18 protein-coding genes are annotated in these 21,099 nt (G+C 72.8%); 3 read left to right on the forward strand and 15 right to left on the reverse strand.

Features of this window, described 5'->3' with window-relative positions:
* Window position 1 precedes the first annotated feature (1 nt).
* Window positions 2-1,180 carry a chorismate synthase gene (aroC, locus tag GA0070618_RS31930; protein WP_088984958.1) on the reverse strand — a complete coding sequence of 393 codons (1,179 nt, stop codon included), beginning with the start codon at window positions 1,178-1,180 and terminating at the stop codon, window positions 2-4.
* A gap of 241 nt (window positions 1,181-1,421) precedes the next feature.
* Here aroC and metK point away from each other — a divergent pair, with 241 nt between their 5' ends.
* A complete protein-coding gene (metK, locus tag GA0070618_RS31935) occupies window positions 1,422-2,615 on the forward strand; it encodes a methionine adenosyltransferase (RefSeq protein ID WP_088984959.1) in 1,194 nt (397 codons plus the stop codon).
* 106 nt (window positions 2,616-2,721) lie between these two features.
* Here metK and GA0070618_RS31940 read toward each other — a convergent pair whose 3' ends face one another.
* Window positions 2,722-3,540, reverse strand: a complete 819-nt coding sequence (locus tag GA0070618_RS31940) for a shikimate dehydrogenase (protein ID WP_088984960.1) — start codon at window positions 3,538-3,540, stop codon at window positions 2,722-2,724.
* A 286-nt stretch (window positions 3,541-3,826) separates the two neighbouring features.
* On the opposite strand from GA0070618_RS31940, the gene GA0070618_RS33800 reads away from it, so the two are divergent.
* Window positions 3,827-4,087, forward strand: a complete 261-nt coding sequence (locus GA0070618_RS33800; protein ID WP_143740350.1) for a hypothetical protein — start codon at window positions 3,827-3,829, stop codon at window positions 4,085-4,087.
* Between the two features lie 66 nt (window positions 4,088-4,153).
* Here GA0070618_RS33800 and mltG read toward each other — a convergent pair whose 3' ends face one another.
* From mltG to GA0070618_RS31990, 8 genes are all read right to left on the reverse strand, one after another.
* Complete coding sequence (gene mltG / locus GA0070618_RS31945) at window positions 4,154-5,350, reverse strand: endolytic transglycosylase MltG (RefSeq protein ID WP_088984961.1); 1,197 nt, start codon at window positions 5,348-5,350, stop codon at window positions 4,154-4,156.
* Entirely contained in the window at window positions 5,350-5,808 is a 459-nt protein-coding gene (gene ruvX / locus GA0070618_RS31950; RefSeq protein ID WP_088984962.1) for a Holliday junction resolvase RuvX, read from the reverse strand. The genes mltG and ruvX overlap by 1 nt, the downstream gene beginning before the upstream one ends.
* A 130-nt stretch (window positions 5,809-5,938) precedes the next feature.
* On the reverse strand, window positions 5,939-8,617 hold the full coding sequence (alaS, locus tag GA0070618_RS31955) for an alanine--tRNA ligase (protein WP_088984963.1): 2,679 nt from the start codon (window positions 8,615-8,617) through the stop codon (window positions 5,939-5,941).
* Window positions 8,614-8,919: a hypothetical protein gene (locus tag GA0070618_RS31960; protein ID WP_088984964.1), complete on the reverse strand. Its 306-nt coding sequence runs from the start codon at window positions 8,917-8,919 to the stop codon at window positions 8,614-8,616. Before GA0070618_RS31960 ends, alaS begins: the two co-directional genes overlap by 4 nt.
* A gap of 23 nt (window positions 8,920-8,942) precedes the next feature.
* Complete coding sequence (locus GA0070618_RS31965; RefSeq protein ID WP_088984965.1) at window positions 8,943-9,404, reverse strand: DUF948 domain-containing protein; 462 nt, start codon at window positions 9,402-9,404, stop codon at window positions 8,943-8,945.
* A gap of 181 nt (window positions 9,405-9,585) precedes the next feature.
* On the reverse strand, window positions 9,586-10,212 hold the full coding sequence (locus tag GA0070618_RS35420) for a hypothetical protein (RefSeq protein WP_088985988.1): 627 nt from the start codon (window positions 10,210-10,212) through the stop codon (window positions 9,586-9,588).
* Window positions 10,213-12,206: 1,994 nt separating this feature from the next.
* Window positions 12,207-13,703, reverse strand: coding sequence for a replication-associated recombination protein A (locus GA0070618_RS31985; RefSeq protein ID WP_088984968.1), 1,497 nt, complete (start codon window positions 13,701-13,703; stop codon window positions 12,207-12,209).
* 75 nt (window positions 13,704-13,778) lie between these two features.
* Window positions 13,779-14,000: a hypothetical protein gene (locus GA0070618_RS31990; RefSeq protein ID WP_088984969.1), complete on the reverse strand. Its 222-nt coding sequence runs from the start codon at window positions 13,998-14,000 to the stop codon at window positions 13,779-13,781.
* Between the two features lie 107 nt (window positions 14,001-14,107).
* Here GA0070618_RS31990 and GA0070618_RS31995 point away from each other — a divergent pair, with 107 nt between their 5' ends.
* The gene (locus GA0070618_RS31995) at window positions 14,108-14,848 is read left to right on the forward strand and encodes a GNAT family N-acetyltransferase (RefSeq protein ID WP_088984970.1); all 741 of its coding nucleotides are present in this window, start codon (window positions 14,108-14,110) and stop codon (window positions 14,846-14,848) included.
* A 107-nt stretch (window positions 14,849-14,955) separates the two neighbouring features.
* Here GA0070618_RS31995 and GA0070618_RS32000 read toward each other — a convergent pair whose 3' ends face one another.
* From GA0070618_RS32000 to GA0070618_RS32020, 5 genes are all read right to left on the reverse strand, one after another.
* A complete protein-coding gene (locus GA0070618_RS32000; protein ID WP_088984971.1) occupies window positions 14,956-16,236 on the reverse strand; it encodes an MFS transporter in 1,281 nt (426 codons plus the stop codon).
* The gene (locus tag GA0070618_RS32005; RefSeq protein WP_088984972.1) at window positions 16,233-16,823 is read right to left on the reverse strand and encodes a winged helix-turn-helix domain-containing protein; all 591 of its coding nucleotides are present in this window, start codon (window positions 16,821-16,823) and stop codon (window positions 16,233-16,235) included. Before GA0070618_RS32005 ends, GA0070618_RS32000 begins: the two co-directional genes overlap by 4 nt.
* A gap of 127 nt (window positions 16,824-16,950) precedes the next feature.
* A complete protein-coding gene (locus GA0070618_RS32010; protein WP_088984973.1) occupies window positions 16,951-17,625 on the reverse strand; it encodes a 4'-phosphopantetheinyl transferase family protein in 675 nt (224 codons plus the stop codon).
* Window positions 17,626-17,648: 23 nt separating this feature from the next.
* Window positions 17,649-19,490: an acyl-CoA dehydrogenase gene (locus GA0070618_RS32015; RefSeq protein ID WP_088984974.1), complete on the reverse strand. Its 1,842-nt coding sequence runs from the start codon at window positions 19,488-19,490 to the stop codon at window positions 17,649-17,651.
* A gap of 85 nt (window positions 19,491-19,575) precedes the next feature.
* Window positions 19,576-21,042, reverse strand: a complete 1,467-nt coding sequence (locus tag GA0070618_RS32020) for an MFS transporter (RefSeq protein WP_088984975.1) — start codon at window positions 21,040-21,042, stop codon at window positions 19,576-19,578.
* Window positions 21,043-21,099 lie beyond the last annotated feature (57 nt).

Below are 21,099 nucleotides of genomic sequence, written 5' to 3' on the forward strand. Positions count from 1 at the left end.
CTCACCGGATCACCAGGGCGTCGAGGTAGCCGGCCAGGTTACGGCGGATCTCGGCCACCGAGTCACCGCCGAACTTCTCCGTGGTGGCCTCGGCGAGCACCAGGGCGACCATCGCCTCGGCGACCACCGCCGCGGCCGGCACGGCGCAGACGTCCGACCGCTGGTTGATCGCGGTGGCCGGCTCGCCGGTGGTCACGTCGACCGTGGCGAGCGCCCGGTTCAGCGACGAGATCGGCTTCATCGCGGCCCGCACCCGCAGCGGCTCACCGGTGGTGATGCCGCCCTCCAGGCCACCGGCCCGGTCGGTCACCCGGCGCACCCCGGTCGGGGTCGGCACCATCTCGTCGTGCGCCTCGGAACCCCGGGACCGCGCCTGCTGCCAACCGTCGCCGATCTCGACCCCCTTGATCGCCTGGATCGACATCAGCGCGGTGGCCAGCCGGGCGTCGAGCTTGCGGTCCCACTGCACGTGGCTGCCGAGGCCCGGCGGCACCCCGTACGCGAGCACCTCGACCACGCCACCGAGGGTGTCGGCGGCCTTCTTCGCGGCGTCGACCTCGGCGACCATCCGGGCGCTCGCCTCGGGGTCGAGGCAGCGCAGCGGGTCGGCGTCGATCCGCGCGGCGTCCTCCGGACGGGCCCGCAGCCCCGGGTCGACCGCGATCGGACCCAGCTCCACCACGTGCGAGACGATCTCGATGCCCAGGGTCTGCCGCACCAGCGCCTTGGCGACGGTCCCGACGGCGACCCGGGCGGCGGTCTCCCGTGCACTGGCCCGTTCCAGGATCGGCCGGGCGTCGGTGTGTCCGTACTTCTGCATGCCGGCCAGGTCGGCGTGGCCGGGACGGGGGCGGGTCAGCGGGGCGTTACGCGCCTGCTTGGCCAACTCGTCCGCGTCCACCGGGTCGGCCGCCATCACCGTGCGCCACTTGGGCCACTCCGAGTTGCCGACCCGGATCGCCACCGGGCTGCCGATGGTCACACCGTGCCGGAGCCCACCGATGACCTCGATCTCGTCCTGCTCGAACGACATCCGCGCGCCCCGGCCGTAGCCGAGTCGACGGCGGGCCAGTTCGGCGGAGATCTCCCCGGTGGTGACCTCGACCCCGGCGGGAACGCCCTCCAGGAGCGCGACCAGGGCGGGACCGTGCGATTCACCTGCAGTCAACCAGCGCAACACCGGATCAGTCTGGCACGCCCCGCATCCGGTGCGGCGCACCGGCCACCGCGTCCCGCCCTGCGGACCGTCGACGACACGGACTCGTCCCGGCGGGACCGGTCCCGCCGCAGGCCCGTCGTCGGGAGCACGGCTCGAGTCAACCTGGAGAGGCGCTCGTACCCGCTCCCCTAGCGTCGGGGGCGCGACCCGTCGTCCCGCCCCCGTTCCGGCAATCGTCTGAACCGAACCCGAGAGGAACACTGTGGCACGTCGTCTGTTCACGTCCGAGTCGGTCACGGAGGGCCACCCGGACAAGATCGCTGATCAGATCAGTGATGGGATTCTGGATGCGTTGTTGAGTCAGGATCCGCGTTCGCGGGTCGCGGTGGAGACGTTGATCACGACGGGGCAGGTGCACGTCGCGGGTGAGGTGACCACGAAGGCGTACGCGGACATTCCGGCGATCGTGCGGGAGACGATCCTGGGGATCGGCTATGACTCGTCGCGGAAGGGGTTCGACGGGGCGTCGTGTGGGGTGAGTGTGTCGATCGGGGCGCAGTCGCCGGATATCGCGCAGGGTGTGGACAACGCGTTCGAGTTGCGGACGGGTTCGTCGGAGTCGGCGTTGGATGCGCAGGGCGCCGGGGATCAGGGCATGATGTTCGGGTTCGCGTGTGCGGAGACCCCGGAGTTGATGCCCCTGCCGATCGCTCTCGCGCATCGGTTGGCGCGGCGGTTGTCGGCGGTGCGGAAGGACGGGACGATTCCGTATCTGCGTCCGGACGGTAAGACGCAGGTGACCATCGAGTACGAGGGTTTGCGGCCGGTCCGTCTGAACACGGTGGTCGTCTCCTCGCAGCATGCGGCGGACATCAGTCTGGAGTCGTTGTTGACGCCGGACGTGCGGGACCATGTGATCGCCCCCGAGGTCGAGGGCCTGGGGTTGGACACTGACGGGTACCGGTTGTTGGTGAACCCGACGGGTCGGTTCGAGATCGGTGGGCCGATGGGTGACGCCGGCCTGACCGGTCGGAAGATCATCGTGGACACCTACGGTGGGTACGCCCGGCACGGTGGTGGGGCGTTCTCCGGTAAGGACCCCTCGAAGGTCGACCGGTCGGCGGCTTATGCGATGCGGTGGGTGGCGAAGAACGTGGTCGCCGCCGGGTTGGCGGAGCGCTGTGAGACGCAGGTCGCCTACGCGATCGGTAAGGCGCATCCGGTGAGTTTGTTCATCGAGACGTTCGGCACGGAGAACGTGCCGGTCGAGCGGATCGAGAAGGCCGTGAACGAGGTGTTCGACCTGCGTCCCGCGGCGATCATCCGGGACCTGGACCTGCTCCGGCCGATCTACCGGCAGACCGCCGCGTACGGCCACTTCGGCCGGGACCTACCCGAACTGACCTGGGAGAACACCGACCGCGCCGCCGACCTCAAGTCGGCCGCAGGAGCCTGACCCCCAGCTCATCCCGCGATCACGAGTTCGCCGATACGGGGCTGTCCCGCTCGGGGGATGGCCCCGTATCACCGAACCGGAGTCGATCGTGCCGGGGCGGGGAGGGTCAGCGGGCGGCGGCGAGGGCCGCGCGCATCGCCTCGACCGGCGCGGAGACACCGGTGAAGTGCTCGAACTGACCGACGGCCTGGGCGAGCAGCAGGTCCAGCCCAGAGACCACCGGGCAGCCGGCCACCTGCGCGGACGCGGCGAGCGGGGTCGGCCACGGATCGTAGAGCGCGTCGAAGCACACCGTCCCGGGCCGCCAGGCGGCCAGATCGGCGAACGGGTCGGCGGCCCCCTTCGGCAGGGTGGAGACCACCACGTCGGCGTCGAGGTGCGCGGCGGCCTCGGCCCACGGGGCGGCGGCCATCGGCACGCCGAGCGCCCCGGCCACCGGACGCAGCTCCGCGACCGCCTCCGGGCGGCGGGCCAGCACGGTCACCGACTTCGCGGCCAGCCGCGCCGCCGCCGCGACCGCCGCCCGGGCGGTGCCCCCGGCACCGAGCACGGTGACCGTGGCTCCCGGGGACACCCCGGCGGCGGTCAGCACCTCGACCATGCCCACCACGTCGGTGTTGTCCGCGTACCAGGTGCCGTCCGGGCGGTGGACCAGCGTGTTGGCGGCCCCGACGGCGGCGGCGACCGGCGACACCTCGGCGGCCACGGTGAGCGCGGCCTCCTTGCCCGGCATGGTCACCGACAGGCCGGCCCACTCGGGGGCGAGCCCGGCGACCAGGCCGGGCAGTCCGGCCGCGTCGCACTCGATCCGGGTGTACGACCACCCGGTCAGCCCGGCCGCCGCGTACCCGGCGTTGTGGATCGCCGGCGAGAGGGAGTGCGCGATCGGCGTACCGACCACCGCCGCCCGGCGGGCCTGCGTCACCTCCGCCTCACCACCCCTCCCAGGATCGGCAGCAGGGTAGCAAGTCGGGAACCGTCAGTACGAGCATCAAGCCAATGAACCTCCCCACTTATCTAACCCCTTGAACATATCCCACTACCGATGGTTACATGATCTCTCCCGAGATTAGCTAGGAGTGATCGCTATGCTACGAAGGGTAGCAACTGCTGCTGCCATCGGCGCACTGGCCACCTTGACGCTGGCTGTTCCCGGAGCGAACGCCGGCACCTTGGACGCTGGCGCGACTCCCAAGTCAGGCAGTACCGCCGTGAAGATCCGTACGGGGCCGGGGACGGGATACACCGCGGTGGCCCAGGTGGGCGCCGGGCAATGGGTTGGCTGCTGGTATCCGGCAACCACCGACTGCAACAAAACCAGCACTGGCGTGGCCACGGGCGACTCCTACACCTGTAACGGCGTAACGAGTAACAAGTGGCTGAAGGTGGGCTACAACCTGACGCTGAAGTATGTGGCGTTGGGCTGTGTCAACACCGCCCACATCCCGCCCGGGGCGGTAGTGATCGGCTAGCCGAAGACTGGTGGGGGTGAAGGAAGTTCCTTCACCCCCACGGGTAGGACGACGAGCCGGGTGGGATCAGATGATGCCGGCCTCTCGCGCCTTGTCCTTGTTGCGCTCGTGCTGTTCCACCGTCTCGGCGAACTCGGAGTTGCCCTCCTTGTCGACCGCCACGAAGAAGAACCACTTCCCCTCCGGCGGGTCCATCGCCCCTTCCAGCGCGTCCTTGCCCGGGTTGTTGATCGGGGTCGGTACCAGGCCGCGCAGCTTGCGGCTGTATGGGCTCTTGGTGTCGACGAGTTCGGACTGGCTCATCTCAGCGGATGTCTTGGTCTTCTGGCCGGTCAACTCGAGGTGGTAGTTGACCGTGACGTCCATCTCCAGACAGTTGCAGGGAAAGTCCCCGTAGGCGCGGTTGTAGGCGACCCGGGCGACCTTGCCGAGGTCCGCCTTGGTGCCCGCCTCGGCCTGGGCGAGCGAGGCCACGATCAGGGCCTCGTACGGGCTGATCCCGCCGCGTTCCTTCTGCACCCGCTCGGCGAACTGCATCTTGCCGGTGACGGTGAGGAAGTTCGACACCATCTGCTTGAGGATGACCTCGGCGGTCGCCTTCGGCGGGACCTCGTAGGTGTCCGGGTAGAGGAAGCCCTCGATCGACTTGACGACCTCCTTGCCGTCGTTGCGCTTGAACCACCAGTCCGGGACACCGAGCGCCTCCGGGTCCTTCGCCGCCGCCTCGAAGTCCTCCACCGGGATCTGGGTCTTCTCCGACAGGAGCTTGTACGTCCGCTTGGCGGTCGTCCCCTCGGGGATGGTGATCCCGTTGACGATCTTGTTCTTGAGGTCGAGGAGCATGCCGAGGGCGCTCTCGCCGCTCATCTGCTTGCGCACCTTGTAGGTGCCGGGCTGGATGTTCTTGCTGCGCGCGTTCTCCTCGGCGGCGTCGATGAACGCCTGGGCGCTCTTGACCACGCCCGCGCTGTAGAGCACGTTGCCGATGTCGGCGATCAGCGCGCCCTGCTTGACCTCGATGGTCACCTCACCCGTGCCGGCGCCGTCGTAGTCGGGAGTAACGAAGTAGCTCTGCACCCGGTCGAAGCCGTAGAAGGCGCCACCACCGATCGCGCCGAGCAGGACGAAGGCCAGCAGGAGGGCGAGGACCGTACGGCCCCCACCACCGGACTTGCCCTTGCGCTTGCGCATGGCACTGCGCCGGTGCTTGCCCTTCTCGCCTCGGTCCCGTTCGTCGAAACCGAGATCCAGGTCGTCGATCATTACGTCCGCCTCCGCTGCGCCTCTAGCCAGCTCTGCAGAATCTCCACCGCGGCGGCCTGGTCGACCACCGCCCGTTGCCGTTTACCTCGGACGCCCCGCTCGGCCAGCCTACGACTAGCCACCACGGTCGACATCCTCTCGTCGGTGAGCGTCACCGGAACAGGCGCTATTACATCAGCCAAACGGTCCGCGTACGACCTGGCGTGTACGGCGGCCGGCCCGTGCTTCCCGGCCAGGTTCACCGGAAGCCCCACCACCACCTCGACCACCGCGTGCTCGGCGACCAGCCGGCGCAGCTCGGCCACGTCGCCGGGAACGGTGTCGTCCGCGCTGGTCAGGTCGCGGGCGAGGGTGACCAGCGGGGTGGCCAGGATGCCGTCCGGATCGCAGATCGACACGCCGACCCGGACCTGGCCGACGTCCACCCCGAGGCGGACGCCCCGCGCGAATTCACTCAATCGGGTTCACTCCCTGCGACTGCCCGCACCGGCTGACTGCACACCGCCGGAAAACGTACCCCGGGCTCCCGGCGGCAGAACGCACCAGGGCGGACCATGCGGCCCGCCCTGGTGCACCTCGTCGGAGGATCTACGCCTCGCTGATCGCCTTCTCCACGGTGAGCAGCAGGTTCGGCGCCTCGGCCGCCGGCAGACCGCCGCCCTGGGCCAGGTCGGGACTTCCCCCGCCCCGCCCGGAGAAGGCCGCCTTGACCAGGTCGTTCGCGGCCAAGCCCCGGCTACGCGCCGCGCCGTTCACCGCCACCACCAGGGACGCCTTGCCGTTGGCACGCGCCGCCACCGCGACCACCGCCGGCCGCGCCGCGTCGATCCGGCCCCGGATCTCCTGGGCGAGGGTCCGCACGTCGTTGCCGGCCGCGCCCTCCGGCGCCTCGGTGCCGACGTACGCGACGCCGCGCACGTCCTTCGCCTGCGCGGCGAGCGCCGCCGCCCCGCCGAGCACCAACTGGGCCCGGAGCTTCTCCAGCTCCCGCTCGGCGTCGCGGAGCTGGCTGACGGTCTGCTCCACCCGGTCGGCCACCTGGTCGCTGGGCACCCGGTACAGCTCCGCCAGCCGGGCGACGAGCAGGTGCTCCTTGGCCAGGAAGCGGAACGCGTCCATGCCGACCAGCGCCTCGACCCGGCGCACCCCGGACCCGATCGACGCCTCGGAGAGGATCTTCACCAGGCCGAGCTGCCCGGACCGGTCGACGTGCGTGCCGCCGCACAGCTCGCGGGCGTAGTCGCCGACCTCGACGACCCGCACCTCGTCGCCGTACTTCTCGCCGAAGAGCGCCATCGCGCCGATCCGGCGGGCCTCCTCCAGCGAGGTGACGAAGGCGTGCACCTCCAGGTCGGCCAGGAGCACCTCGTTGACCTGCTGCTCCACGTCGTGCAGCACGCTCGGCGCGACCCCGGTCGGGGTGTTGAAGTCGAACCGCAGCCGCCCCGGGGCGTTCAGCGAACCGGCCTGCGTCGCCGACTCGCCGAGGAAGTTGCGCATGGTCTGGTGCACCAGGTGGGTGGCGGTGTGCGAGCGGGAAATCGCCCGCCGCCGGGTCACGTCGATCTCGGCGAAGCCGGTCTCGCCGGACCGCACCTCGCCCCGGCGCACCCGCGCCCGGTGCACCACCAGGCCGGGCACCGGCTGCTGGACGTCGAAGATCTCGACCTCGCCGCCGCCGACGGTGATCAGCCCCTGGTCGGGCTGCTGCCCGCCGCCCTCGGCGTAGAACGGGGTCGCGTCGAGCACCAGCTCGATGGTGTCCCCCTCGACGGCCGCGGCGACCGGGGCACCGCCGGAGAGCAGCGCCCGGACCCTCGCCTCACGCGACGTCTCGGTGTACCCGGTGAAGGTCACCGGGCCGCCGCTGTCCAGCACCGACCGGTACGCCGACAGGTCGGTGTGCCCGGTCTTGCGCGCCTTCGCGTCGGCCTTGGCCCGGGACCGCTGGTCGGCCATCAGCCGGCGGAAGCCCTCGGCGTCGACGGTCAGCCCCTGCTCGGCGGCGATCTCCAGGGTCAGGTCGATCGGGAAGCCGTACGTGTCGTGCAGCTGGAACGCCTTGTCCCCGGAGAGCGCCGGCTTCCCGGCCCGCTTCGTCTCGCTGATCGCCGTGTCCAGGATCGTGGTGCCGGCGCGCAGGGTGGAGAGGAAGGCGTCCTCCTCCGCGTACGCGTACTGCGAGATCCGGTCGAACTCGGTGGCCAGTTCCGGGTACGACGGGGACATGCAGTCCCGGGCCACCGGCAGCAGCTCCGGCATCGCCCGGTCCTGGTAGCCCAGCAGCCGCATCGCCCGGATCGCCCGGCGCATGATCCGGCGCAGCACGTAGCCGCGCCCCTCGTTGCTCGGGGTCACCCCGTCGCCGATGAGCATCAGCGCGGTCCGCACGTGGTCGGCGACCACCCGCAGGCGGACGTCGTCCGGGTGCGACTCGGCGGCCACCTGGCCGGAACTCGTGCCGTACCGCTTGCCGGACAGCTCGCTGGCCCGGTCGAGGATCGGCCGGACCTCGTCGATCTCGTAGAGGTTGTCGACGCCCTGGAGGATGGAGGCGATCCGCTCCAGCCCCATGCCGGTGTCGATGTTCTTCTTCGGCAGGTCACCGACGATCCGGAAGTGCTCCTTGCTGGTCACGTCCGCGATCTCGTACTGCATGAAGACGAGGTTCCAGAACTCCAGGTAGCGGTCCTCGTCGACCTCCGGACCACCCTCGCGTCCGTAGGCGGGGCCCCGGTCGTAGAAGAGCTCGGAGCAGGGGCCGGCCGGGCCGGGGATGCCCATCGACCAGTAGTTGTCCTTCTTGCCCCGCCGGACGATCCGCTCCGCCGGCACGCCGACCGACCGCCAGATGTCGTACGCCTCGTCGTCGTCCAGGTAGACGGTGGGCCAGACCCGCTCCGGGTCGAGCCCGAAGCCGCCCTCGGCGACCGGCTTGGTGGACAACTCCCAGGCGAGCGGGATCGCCCCGGCCTTGAAGTAGTCACCGAAGGAGAAGTTGCCGTTCATCTGGAAGAACGTGCCGTGCCGGCTGGTCTTGCCGACCTCGTCGATGTCCGGCGTCCGGATGCACTTCTGGACGCTGACCGCGCGCGGGTACGGCGGGGTCTGCTGACCCAGGAAGTACGGGACGAACTGCACCATGCCGGCGTTGACGAACAGCAGGTTCGGATCGCTGATGGCGGGCAGCGGAGCGGACGGCACCACGGCATGGCCGTTCGCCTCGAAGTGGGCGAGATACCGCCGCTTGATCTCCGCCGTCTTCATCGCTGGGGTTCCTCCGGAAAGATCTCTCGGTCGCCGATGCGCGGATCCTCCCGCAGCTCGGCGAACTGGTCGTCGAACGCCTCGCCCCGGGCGAACGCCTCGTGGATCTCCTGCTCGCGTTCGGCCATCCCGATCCGGACGTCCTCCACGAAGCTACGCATCGACTCCAGCAGTCCGCCAGCGGATTCGGTCAGCGAACCGGCGATGCCCTGCGGCGTGTACGCGTGCGCGGTCCGGGTGGCCTTGCGGACCACCACCACGCCGACGGCGAGCCCGATGCCGAGCCAGAACAGACGCCTCATGTCTCTTCCTCCCCGCTACCGGCTCAGCGGTCGCCACGCTTGGCGGCGCGACGCTGCTGCTTGATGGTGTCGCGCACCTCGCGCTCGGTCTCGGCGTGCCGGCGGGCGGAGGCGGCCTTGCGCACGCCGTACCCGAAGGCGGCGACCTTGACCAGCGGGTTCGCGGCGGCGGCGGAGACCACGGTGGCCAGGTTCGCCACGTTGGCGGTGACGTTCTGCGCGTGGCTGGTCATGGTGTCGACCTTGGCGAGCTGGAGGTTCACCCCGTCCAGCGAGGTCTGCACCTGGGTCAGGGCCGTGTTGACGTTCTCCACCGTGGTGTTGACGTTGCCCAGCAACGGCCTGGTCTGCTCGTTGAGGTCGTTGATCATGCGGGTCGTGGCGTCCACGGTGTGCCGCAGGCGCAGGATGGGCAGCGTCAGGATCAGCACCAGCATCGCGAACGCGATCGCCGCCACCAGCGCCGCGACCTCTCCAAGCTCCACGCGTGTCCTCCCTAAGCAGTGTTCCGCCGACCCGTCGTCGGCGGAACGTGCGACCGTCGTACCCGGCACCGGTGTGCCGGACACCGCCCTGGTCGCGCACCAGCGGCGAGTACGGCCACCAGCAGCATGACCGGCAGCGGTCCGCCAGCCCCAGACCCTACCGTCAGTGATGGACGGCGGCTCAGGACGGTGAGGGTGTCAGATCGTCGAGCGGGTCGTCGGTGAAGGTGGGGAACGGATCCTCACCGGTGAGCGACGGGTCCGTACTCGGCTGCGGCCGGGTGCGGTCGTCGTCGATGGCGTTGCGGACCTTCAACGACACCAACGATCCGGTGCAGTCACCGGCTGCGGTCGGCGACGGCAGCGGTGACGGCGGAACCGCCGGTTGGCCGTCGATCGGCGGTGGCACACACGTCGGCGGACGAACCCAGAGGTCGAGGGTCAGCTCGTCCCGTCGCCAGCAGGTGTACCGCCCCGGGGCGGGCTGCTCCGGGCAGCGGGTCACCTGCCACGGCTGCCAGCCGGCGGCCGACAACGCCCGTTCGTACTCCGGTGCGGTCTCCTCCGGCGAACGGTCCGAGGACGCGCTGCGTTCCCGCAGCCGGCAGTCCTGGAGGCACCAGCGGCTGCCACTGACGTTGTCGACGGTGTCCATCGCGGCCCAGGCCGGCACCTCCAGCTCGTCGAGGGAGCCGAAGACCGGGTCACGGCTCAGCGCCCGGACGGCGAAGAAGGTCGGTACCGCGCCGAGCAGGAGCACGCTCACCGCGACCAGGACGCCGAGGCGGAGCCGTCGGCGCTCCCGCATCTGCCGTCGCAGTTCGGAACGGGCGACGCGGAGCGGCCCACCGGTCCGGGCACCGTCGTCGTCGGACGGTTCGTCCCCGACGGCACTGCGCAACGGCGGTGAGTTCTCCGGCGGTGCCACGGCGGCCCGGGCCGTCGGGTGTCCGCCCGTCCGGCCGCCCGGCTCGCCGGGCCGGTCGTGTACGGACGGGACGGCAGTGGTCCCGGGACGCTCCGGATCACGGACGGGCGGTACGCCGCCGGGGCGTTCGGGCTCTCCACCAGGCGGGGTGGCCCGACCGGACACGGGTCGGGCGACCGGTGCGGCGGCCCGGGCCACGGTCGGCGGGCCGGACGGCGGCGCGACCGGGGCACGGCCCGGGCCGGTCGGCGGACGGCCCGGACCGGCGGACGGGTCGACGGCCGGCGCACCGGACGGGTCGGCGGACGGTCCTCCGACGGCGGGGCCAGCCGGACCGGCCCCGGGACGGGTCACGTCCCGCGGGTCCGGATCGACCGGGGCCGGGGGGCGGGCCGCGCCGCGCACCGGGCCGGCGGCGGGCGGCTCGCCGGGCATCACCCGTGGTCCGGCTACCGAGGCACCCGGTGCCGGACGGACGGAGGCGCCGGGCCCGTGCGGCGGCACGGCAACAGGCCCGTGCGGCGGTGCGACACCGGGTCCGTGCGGCGGCGCGACGCCCGAGGCGGCCGGCGGCACGGCACCCGGCCCATGCGGCACGGCACCCGGTCCGGCCGGCCGGACCGGGCCGGGGGCGGGAGCGGGGGGAACGGGACCGGGACGCGCCGCGCCGCGCGCCGGGGCGGCCGGCTCCGGTCCGGGACGCGGCGGCTGCGCCACCGGACCGGGACGGGCGGCACCCCGGGCCGGCGGAGCGGTACGCGGATCCGGGGCCGGTCCAGCCGGACCGGGCACCGGCGGACGGGCCGACCCGGTTGCCGGTCGGCCGGGCTCGGACGGGTCGGCGGCCCGACGTCGCCCCACCGAGCGGTCGTCGTCCGGTCCGGCAGGACGACGACCGGCCGCACGATCGTCGTCGTGGTCGGCGGCGGCCCGTCGCCGACCGGCGGCGGGCGGCGGGTCGCGCCGCTCGCCCGGCCCGGCGGCCAGGGGCCCCGGGGCCACCGGCCCGGACACGGCCGACGCCGGAACGGGCGGAGCGTTACCCGACGCCGGAACAGGCGGGGCGTTGCCCGTCAACGGAACGGGCGGAGCGTTACCCGACACCGGAACCGGCGGAGCGTTACCCGACAACGGAACGGGCGGAGCGTTACCCGACGCCGGAACCGGCGCGCTCCCCTGCTCCGGCGCGCGTCGCCGGGCCGTCGGGCGCTCGGGGACGGGAGGACGCGCCACGCCGGCCGCCCCCTCGACGGGAACCCGGCCGGCGGGACGCGGCGGGAAGCCGGGCACCGCCCGCGGAGCCGGTTCGGGCGCACCCGGCGGGCGGCTCGTCCGGTCGGCCGTCGGAGGCACCGCGTGTCCCGGGCGGACCGGCGGCTGGGCCTCCGGACCGGGACGGACCGGCGACGGAACCTCGTGGCCGGGACGGACGGGCGGCGGGACTTCATGGCCGGGACGGACCGGAGGTGCCATCTCGGGGCCGGGACGCGGCGCGGGGCCGGCGGCGCCCGGCCAGGGACCCTCCGGACGCCCGGGCCGCCGGGTGGGAGCGCCGGGCGGGGGGGCCGCCGTCAGGTCACCGGGGCGGGGCCCCGCCGGACCGGGCACCGAGCCTGCCGGCGGGGGCGGCGCGACGGGTGGCCGGGCACCGGTGGGTGGCGCCGGCTCGGCTGCCTCCCGGCCCCCGGTTTCCGGGCCGAGTTCACTGCGCTGCCGCTTGGCGGTACGCAGGTCGTCGATCCAGCCCAGTTCCTCGCCGCCGACCGGCTCCTCCGGCTCCGCGTCGGACCGGCTGCGTCCCCAGCGGCGTCCCCTGGCCTTGGGGTCCCGCCGCTCGTCGGGGCCGTCCTCCGGCCGATCCGCACCACGAGGTCTCACTGGTGACCCTTCCTGGCGGCGTCCGCGCCGCCCTCATCCGCCGGGACGCCGGTCGCGTCCGTCGTGCCCCGTCCGGCTCCCACCGGCGGGTCGGCGACCGGGGTGGCCCGGCCCCGCACGATGCGGCGCAGCAGGGGCAGCCGGGCGGCCACCGCACGCTCCGCGCCGTGTTCGGTGGGCCGGTAGTAGTCGGTGCCGACCAGGTCGTCCGGAACGTACTGCTGGGTGACCACGCCCCGCTGGTCGTCGTGCGGGTAGCGGTAGCCCGTGCCGTGCCCCAGCCCCCGGGCCCCGGAGTAGTGGGCGTCGCGCAGGGCACGGGGCACCGGCCCGCCCCGGCCGGCCCGGACGTCCCCGATCGCCGCTCCGATCGCGGTGGTCGTCGAGTTGGACTTCGGCGCGGTGGCCAGGTGGATGACCGCCTGGGCGAGGTTGAGCTGGGCCTCGGGAAGTCCGACGTACTCCACGGCGTGCGCGGCGGCGGTGGCCACGCTCAGCGCGGACGGATCGGCCATGCCCACGTCCTCGCTGGCGAAGATGACCAGCCGGCGCGCGACGAACCGGGCGTCCTCCCCGGCGACCAGCATCCGGGCCAGCCAGTGCAGCGCCGCGTCGACGTCGGAGCCGCGCATGCTCTTGATGAAGGCGCTGGTGACGTCGTAGTGGGCGTCACCGGCCCGGTCGTAGCGGACCGCCGCCACGTCGACCGCCTGCTCGGCGGTGGCCAGGTCGATCCGGTCGACCCCGAGGGCCGTGGCGGAGGCGGCGGCCGCCTCCAGGGCGGTGAGCGCCTTGCGGACGTCACCACCGGCGAGGCGGACCAGGTGGTCCTCGGCCTCGGGGGCGAGGGTGGGCGCACCGCCCAGGCCCCGCTCGTCGGTGACCGCGCGACGCAGCAGGCCCCGGACCGCGTCCTCGGTGAGTGGTTGCAGGGTCAGCAGCACACAGCGGGACAGCAGCGGCGAGATGACCGAGAAGTACGGGTTCTCGGTGGTCGCCGCGAGCAGGGTGACCGTCCGGTCCTCGACCGCGGCGAGCAGCGAGTCCTGCTGGGTCTTGCTGAACCGGTGCACCTCGTCGATGAAGAGCACGGTGGGCGGGCCGCCGGAGCGGCGTTGCCGGCGGGCGGTCTCGATGACCGCGCGGACGTCCTTGACCCCGGCGGTGAGCGCGGACATCGCGACGAACCGGCGGTCGGTGGCCCGGGCCACCAGGTGGGCGATGGTGGTCTTGCCGCAGCCGGGCGGTCCCCACAGGATCACCGACATCGGGGTCGCGCCGCCGACCAGTTGCCGCAGCGGCGAGCCGGGGGCGAGCAGGTGCTCCTGACCGACCAGTTCGTCGAGGTTCGCCGGACGCATCCGCACCGGCAGGGGCGCGTCGGCCCCGACGGTGTCGAAGCCGTCGACCCCGGCGGACGCGCCGCCGAACCCGGCGGGCGCGCGCGGCGCGGCGGCGGGGTCACCGAGAGTGAACAGGGCGTCGGACTCCATCACGAAGACAGTACCGGCCCGGTCCCGCGACGCCGGAATCGCGGCGCGGGACGGGCCGGTGATGATCGGAAGCGGTCAGCCGCGCCCCGGTCGGCGGCCCCGGTACCACCGGCCACCGCCTCCGCCGCCCGCACCGCGCGGACCTCGGCCGACGCCGGCCAGGTAGAGCGAGAGCAGGAGCAGGCCGATCAGGACCAGGGTGTTCCAGTTGAACAGGTCGGGCGCGCCGAAGTTGTTGTTGAGCAGGTCGATGAGCAGGGCGAAACCGAAAACGATGGCCGCGGCGATGGCGAGCATGTCGGTCCTCCGGTCAGGGGTCGGGTACGTCGGCCGTGATGTACCCGATCGGTCCGATCGCCAATCTCCAGGATGGACGGCATCCGCGCCCTGGCTAGGCTGGCGGCATGATCGGGTCAGCGCGGGCGGTACACGGGCGGGCGGCGGTCCTGGCGGCCACCGGTCACCACCCGTACGCCCGGCACGTTCTCGGTCGGGACGACGAGCCGCGGGCGTGGCTGCTCGACGGCACCACGGCGTGGCTGCTCCCGGCCGAGCGGGGCCCGGCCGGCGGGGCGTTCGGCGCTCCCGGGCCGGCGGTCGACATCTTCGGGACGCTGCTGGCGCAGGGGGTCGTCCGGTCCGGACAGTGGCTGCACCTGCCGCGACTCGGCGCGGCCGAGCTGACCGGAGCGCTGCCGGTCGCCCGGCACGACGACTGGGACTTCCTCTGGAGCACCGCCGCGCCGCCCCGGCAGGCCGGTGAGGAAGAGGTGGTACGCCTCACCGAGGCCGACCTGCCGGCGCTCACCGCGCTGGTCGACGAGGCCTTCCCGAGCACCACCTCACGCCCGGGTGACCCCAGGGTGGTCGACTGGTACGGCATCCGCCGCGGCGACCGGCTGGTGGCCGCCGGGGCGGACCGCAGCCGGGGCGAGATCGGTTTTCTCGCCGGCCTGACCGTCGCGCCGGCCGAGCGTGGTCGAGGGCTCGGCGCGGCGCTGACCGCCGGCATGACCCGTGCCCTCTTCGCCCGGTACGACCACGTGGCGCTAGGCGTCTACACCCATAACGTCGGCGCGATCCGGTTGTACCGCCGGCTCGGCTTCACCGGAACCCTCGGACGTACCTCCCTGCATCTCGCCTGACCCGGCTGAGGTGGTGGGGCTGAGGTGGTAGCAGGGGTCCCCTGTTACCGCTTTTTGCCGAGCAGGGGTCCCCTGCAACCACGTGACGAGGGCCCCGCGGGACGGCGTCAGCCGTTGGAGGCGGAGACGGGTGCCGCGGTGACCGGGGTCCGGCGGCCGGCCCGCCAGGCGGGCAGGTAGAGCGGGGCCGCGACGGCCAGCACCACCGCGCCGACCAGCATCGCGGTGCTCACGCTGGTGGCGTCCGCCAAGGCGGTGAGGACGACACCGCCGAGCGCGCCAGCGGGCATGGCCACCATCGAGTTCAGCGAGATCACGCTGGTCCGGTACGGACCGTCGACCTGCCGGTGCAGCAGTCCCATGTGCAGCGGGTTCGACGCGCCGTGCACGGTGTAGCAGGCCAGGTACGCGAGAAGCACACCGACCGGCCCGGCGAGCAGTCCCATGCCGGCGACGGTCAGCCCTTGCACGACCCGCAGCAGCGCGGCGGCGGGAGCCGCACCCCACCAGCGCGCCAGCAGCGGGGTCAGTGCGGCGCCGGCCGCCGAGGCGAGCCAGGCCACCGAGCCGGCCGGGCCGAGCAGCACCGCCGCGCGGTCCGCGCCGCCGGTCACCTCGGCGAGGCGCACCGGGAGCAGGGTCTCGAAGGTGGTCATGCCGAAGCCCCAGAAGAGTTCCACCGCGACCAGGGCGAGCAGCACCCGGGACCGGCGCAGCAGCCCGAACGCCTGCCCGACCATGCCCGGCGCGGCAGCGAGCGACGACCGCAACGCGCCCCGGCCCCGGCCCCGGACCGGGCCCGGCTCGACCAGGAGCGTCGCGAGCGCCACCAGGACGACCAGTTGCAGCACGACAGCCAACAGCAGCGGTGTCGTCAGCGCGCTCACCGGGCCGACCGGACCCAGGGTGACCAGGCCGCCGCCGATCAGCGCGCCGGCGCTGATCGAGATGCCGAGGACGGTTCCGCCCTGACCGAGCCCCTTCTCGTACGCCGCGTCGGGGTCGGCGGCCAGGCTGGCGTCGACGTACCAGGACTCCAACGGGCCGCTGTCGAGCGCCCGGTACACGCCTTGCAGCAGCCAGACCACGACGAAGGCGGAGAAGGCGTCGGCGACGACGAAGAGCGCCAACGAGGCGAGATTGACGGCGGCGGCCGTGAGGAGCACCGGCCGCCGCCCAAGGGCGTCGGCGAGGCCGCCGGTGGGGAGTTCCAGCAGGAGCACGACGAGCCCCTGGGCGGCGGTGGCCGCTCCGATCTGGGCGATGGTGAGGCCGCGCTCCTGCATCAGCAGGACGAAGACCGGGATGAGCAGGCCGACCGGGAGCCACCGGAGCCCGTGCAGGAGCAGGAAGCGGCGTCGGACCTGGCGGACGGTGAGTGCGTTCACCGGTCACGCTCCTCGGCCGGGAAGGCGGCGTGAACGAGGTGGACCGGTCTCGCATCGGCCTCGTCGGGCGCCGACGCCTCGCGGTAGCGCCGGACGAGTTCCGAGATCTCCTGGTTGAGCGCCGTCAACCGTTCGGGACCGATGACCAGGAACGCGTCGCTCAATCCGGCCGCGTCCCGCCACTGCGGCGAGTACGTCACCCGCTCGGTCAGCCACCGGTCGGCCTGCTCGGTCATCCACTTCACGTGCTCGACCTGCACCCACTCCAGGGCCGCCCGGGCGTCCGGGTCGTCGTCGTAGTCGCTCGGGTACCAACTGCTCGTGTCGTGCACCGCGCGCCACCAGCGCTGCCGGGCGGTGCCCCGACCGGCTTCCTCGGCGACCAGCCCGACCTCGGCGAGTTGCCGCAGGTGGTAGCTGGTGGCTCCGGTGTTGGTGTCGAGGGCCACAGCGAGCGAGGTGGCCGTCGCCGGGCCGTCGGCACGCAGCGCGCCCAGCAGACGTATCCGCAGCGGATGCGCGAGAACGCGGATCTGCCGATGGTCGAGCCTGACCGAGCGGGCCTCCCCGCTCTGTTCCTCCGTCATGGTTGCACAATAACTATGCAAAGGTTCCATGCACAATAGTTGTGCATTGTCGGCGCGGCGACACCCGCCCGCGCCCGGAGCGTGCCGCGCGGGCGACAGGACCGTCCGGGGTCAGGTCGTCCCGGGGTCAGGCCGTCCGGGAGCGAGGAACTCGCGTACGCAGGCGCTTCGTGAGCAGGCGGGACGCCGTCCGCTCGACGATCCGCGCGCGGGCCGGCAGGGTCGCCGGGGTGACCAGGGCCGCCGCCGCCACATACCCGGGCCCCGGGCGCAGGTCCCAGAGCCGGGCCCGCAGGCCGGGTCGCCCGGGGTAGGCGAGCAGCCGGGGCGGGCCGGAGGGCGGACCGATCCGGACGTCCCGGATCCGCACCCGCAGCCCGTCGCCGGTCGCCTTGACCACCGACTCCTGTCGACACCACTGCGCCAGGTCGGTCGGGGAACGGTCGTCCGCACCGTCGTGCCGTTCCACGTCCACGCCGATCTCCCCCCGAGCGGCGACCGCCACCACCACCCGTCGCCCGGAGTGGGAAACCGAGACCGAGAGCCGGTGCCCGGGCAGTCGGGGCCGGCCGTGCGCCCCGGCGCAGCTCGGACACTCCCGCACCACCCGGAGCCGGTCCGCCGGCACGCCGACGTGGTGGGCGACCGCCAGTCGCAGCAGCACCGCGCCCAGGGTGGACTGCCGCCGGTGGCGGGGGTGGACGATCGCGGCGAGCCGTCGCCGCTCGGTGTCGTCCAGCACCCCGTGGTGCCACCGGCGCAGCAGACCCAGGTCGGCCCACCAGACGGTGGCCACCACCACCGGCCGGGTGGTCCGGCGGTGGATCAGAACGCCTCCTCGGGGACGTCCATCAGGTCGAGGCACGCGGCCTGGATGATCTTCCGGTCGGCGGTGAGCCGGGGCAGCACCTCCCGGGCGAAGAACCGGGCCACCGCCACCTTGCCGGTGTAGAAGGCCCGGTCGGCGGCGGAGAGGTCGGCCCGGTCCAGGGCCCCTGCGGCGACCTCGGCCCGGCGGAGCAGCAGCCAGCCGACGAGCAGGTCACCGAGGGCCAGCAGCAGCCGCCGGCTATGCAGCCCGACCAGGTAGAGCTGACGGGGTTCGCCGCCCTGGGCGGCGCCCAGCCACTCCAGCATGGTGCCGAGGCAGCCCTGCACGTCGGTGACCGCCCGGCCCAGCGCGATCCGCTCGGCGGCGAACGAGTCGTCGGCCTCGGCGCCGACGAACGCGCCGATCTCGCCGGCCAGGGCCATCAGCGCCACCCCCTGGTCCTTGGCGATCTTGCGGAACACCAGGTCGAGGCTCTGGATCGCGGTGGTTCCCTCGTACAGGGTGTCGATCTTGGCGTCCCGGACGTACTGCTCCAGCGGGTAGTCGGTCAGGTAGCCGGAGCCGCCGAGGGTCTGCAACGACTCGTGGCCGAGCATCTCGTACGCCCGCTCCGAGCCGAACCCCTTGACCAGGGGCAGGAGCAGGTCGTTGACCCGGGCGGCCAGGTCGGCGTCCGGCCCGTGGACCATCCGGTCCTGCCAGCGGCCGGTGTAGACGAGCAGGGCGCGCAGTCCCTCGGCGTACGCCTTCTGGAGCATCAGCGACCGGCGTACGTCGGGGTGGGCGACGATCCGTACCCGGGGGGCGGTCTTGTCGGCCGCCCGGGTCAGGTCCGCGCCCTGCACCCGCTCCCGGGCGTACGCCAACGCGTTGCGGTAGCCGGTGGAGAGCGTGGCAATGGCCTTCGTGCCGACCATCGTCCGGGCGTACTCGATGATCCGGAACATCTGCCGGATGCCGTCGTGCCGCTCCCCCACCAGCCAGCCGACCGCCGGCACGCCGTGCTGGCCGAAGGTCAGCTCGCAGGTGTTGGAGACCTTCAGGCCCATCTTCTGCTCGACGCCGGTGGCGAAGACACCGTTGCGCGCGCCCAGCTCACCGGTGGCCGGGTCGAAGTGGTACTTCGGCACCACGAAGAGGCTGAGGCCCTTGGTGCCCGGCCCGCCGACGCCCTCGACCCCCACCGGCCGGGCCAGCACGTAATGCACGATGTTCTCGGTGAGGTCGTGCTCGCCGGAGGTGATGAAGCGCTTGACGCCGTCGAGGTGCCACGAGCCGTCCGGCTGCGGCACCGCCCGGGTGCGGCCCGCGCCGACGTCCGAGCCGGCGTCCGCCTCGGTCAGCGCCATGGTGGAACCCCACTGGCGGTCCACGAAGATCCGGGCCCACCGCTTCTGCTCCGCCGTCCCCTCGTGCCAGAGCACGTTGGCCAGGGGCGGGCCGGAGGCGTAGATCCAGACCGCCGGGTTGGCGCCCATCACCAGCTCGCCGATCGCCCGCCAGAGCATCCGGGGCGCGGGCGTGCCACCCAACTCCGGGGCCAGGTCGCCGAGCCGCCAGAACCCGGCGTCGAGGAACGCCCGGTACGCCTTGCCGAACGCCGGGGGCAGCGGCGCGGTGTGCGTGGCCGGGTCGAACACCGGCGGATGCCGGTCGCCCTCGGTGAACGCGTCCGCCAGCTCCTCGCGGGCGGAGCGGTCCACCTCGGCGAGGATCTGCCGGACGGTGTCGGCGTCCAGGTCGGGGTAGCCGCCGGGACCGAGGAACTCCTCGATCCCGAAGACCTCGAAGAGGTCGAACTCCAGGTCCCGCAGGTCGCTGCGGTAGTGGCCCATCTGCGTGTGCTCCTGTCTACACCGGCGGCGGGCCGCACCGGGGGTTCCCGGTCCGGCCCGCCGCGTCGGGTCCGTGAGTGGTGGTTCAGCCGCCGTGGATCGCCGCCATGTCGACCTTGGCGCGGGTGCTGGGCAGCACGAAGGTGGCCAGCACGGCGACCGCGGTCAGGATCGCCGCCACCAGGAAGGCCGCGTGCAGGCCGTCGAGCAGCACGGACGGGTTCTGGGCGCCCTCCCCGATCCGGCCGGAGAGCCGTTCGTTGGCGACGGTGACCAGGACCGCGAGGCCGACCGCGCCACCCACCTGCTGGGCGGTGTTCATCAGGCCGGAGGCGATGCCGCTCTCCTCCCGGGCGACGCCGCTGACCGCCGCGACCACCAGGGGCACCAGGGCCAGGCCGAAGCCCGCGCCGGAGAGGATCAGGGTGGGGAGGAGTTCGCTGACGTACGAGCCGTCGACGGTGCTGCGCAGCAGCAGAAGCTGGCCGACGCCGACCAGCGCCAGACCTACCATGATCAGGTTCCGGGTGCCCAGCTTCGGGGTGAGCTGCATGGCCGCCCCGGCGAAGACCGCCATGGTGAGGCCGAGTGGGGCCCAGGACAGGCCGGCCCGGATCGGCGACCAGCCGTTGATCACCTGCATGTAGAGGCTGAGGAAGAAGAAGGTGCCGTAGAGCGCCGAGGCGGCCAGCACGGTGAGGATGTTGGCCACCGCGATCTGCCGGTTGGCCAGGATGCCGAGGCGCAGCAGCGGCTCCGGAGCGCGCTTCTCCCACCACACGAAGATCGCGATCAGCACCACCGCGCCGGCCAGGCCACCGATGGTCAGCGGGTCGCTCCACGCCCGGTGCGAGGTGTTGAGCATGGTGTAGACGAGCAGCAGCAGACCACCGGTGATGGTGGCCGCGCCGAAGCCGTCCAGCCGGCGCGGACCGGTCGCCGCGTCCAGGTCGACACCGCCCCGCAGGCCGGTCAGGGCGAGCGCGAGCAGCACCGCGCCGACCGGGACGTTGATGAAGAAGACCCAGCGCCAGCCGATGGTGTCGGTGATCAGACCGCCGAGGAGCACGCCGGTGGTGCCGGCGATGCCGGAGAGGCCACCCCAGACGCCGAGCGCCTTGCCCCGCTGGTCGGCGTTGGTGAAGGCGCTGACCAGGATGCTCAGCGCCGCCGGACTGAGCAGCGCCGCACCGAAGCCCTGCACGCCCCGGGCGACGATCAGCGCGGTGTCGGACTGGGCGAGCCCACCGGCCAGCGACGCGCCGACGAAGACGACCAGCCCGACGAGGAACATCCGCTGCCGGCCGAACAGGTCCGCGCCCCGGCCGCCGAGCAGCAGGAAGCCACCGAAGAGCAGCATGTACGCGTCGACCACCCAGGCCAGCGAGGAGGTGCTGAACTCCAGGTCGGTCCGGATCGACGGCAGGGCCAGGTTGACCACCGTCTCGTCGAAGATGACGAGCAGTTGGGCGCCGCAGGTGATGGCGAGCAGGAGCGCGACCCGCCCCCGGCTCAACGTCTGGTCCCGTTCGGGCACGGCGGCTTGCACCATCACGACTCCTCAGCAGTGCTCAGTGGGTGGTGGGGGTCCCGCCCGTTGCCCGGGCGG

This window comes from Micromonospora echinospora (genome assembly GCF_900091495.1).
GTDB classification, from domain to species: domain Bacteria; phylum Actinomycetota; class Actinomycetes; order Mycobacteriales; family Micromonosporaceae; genus Micromonospora; species Micromonospora echinospora.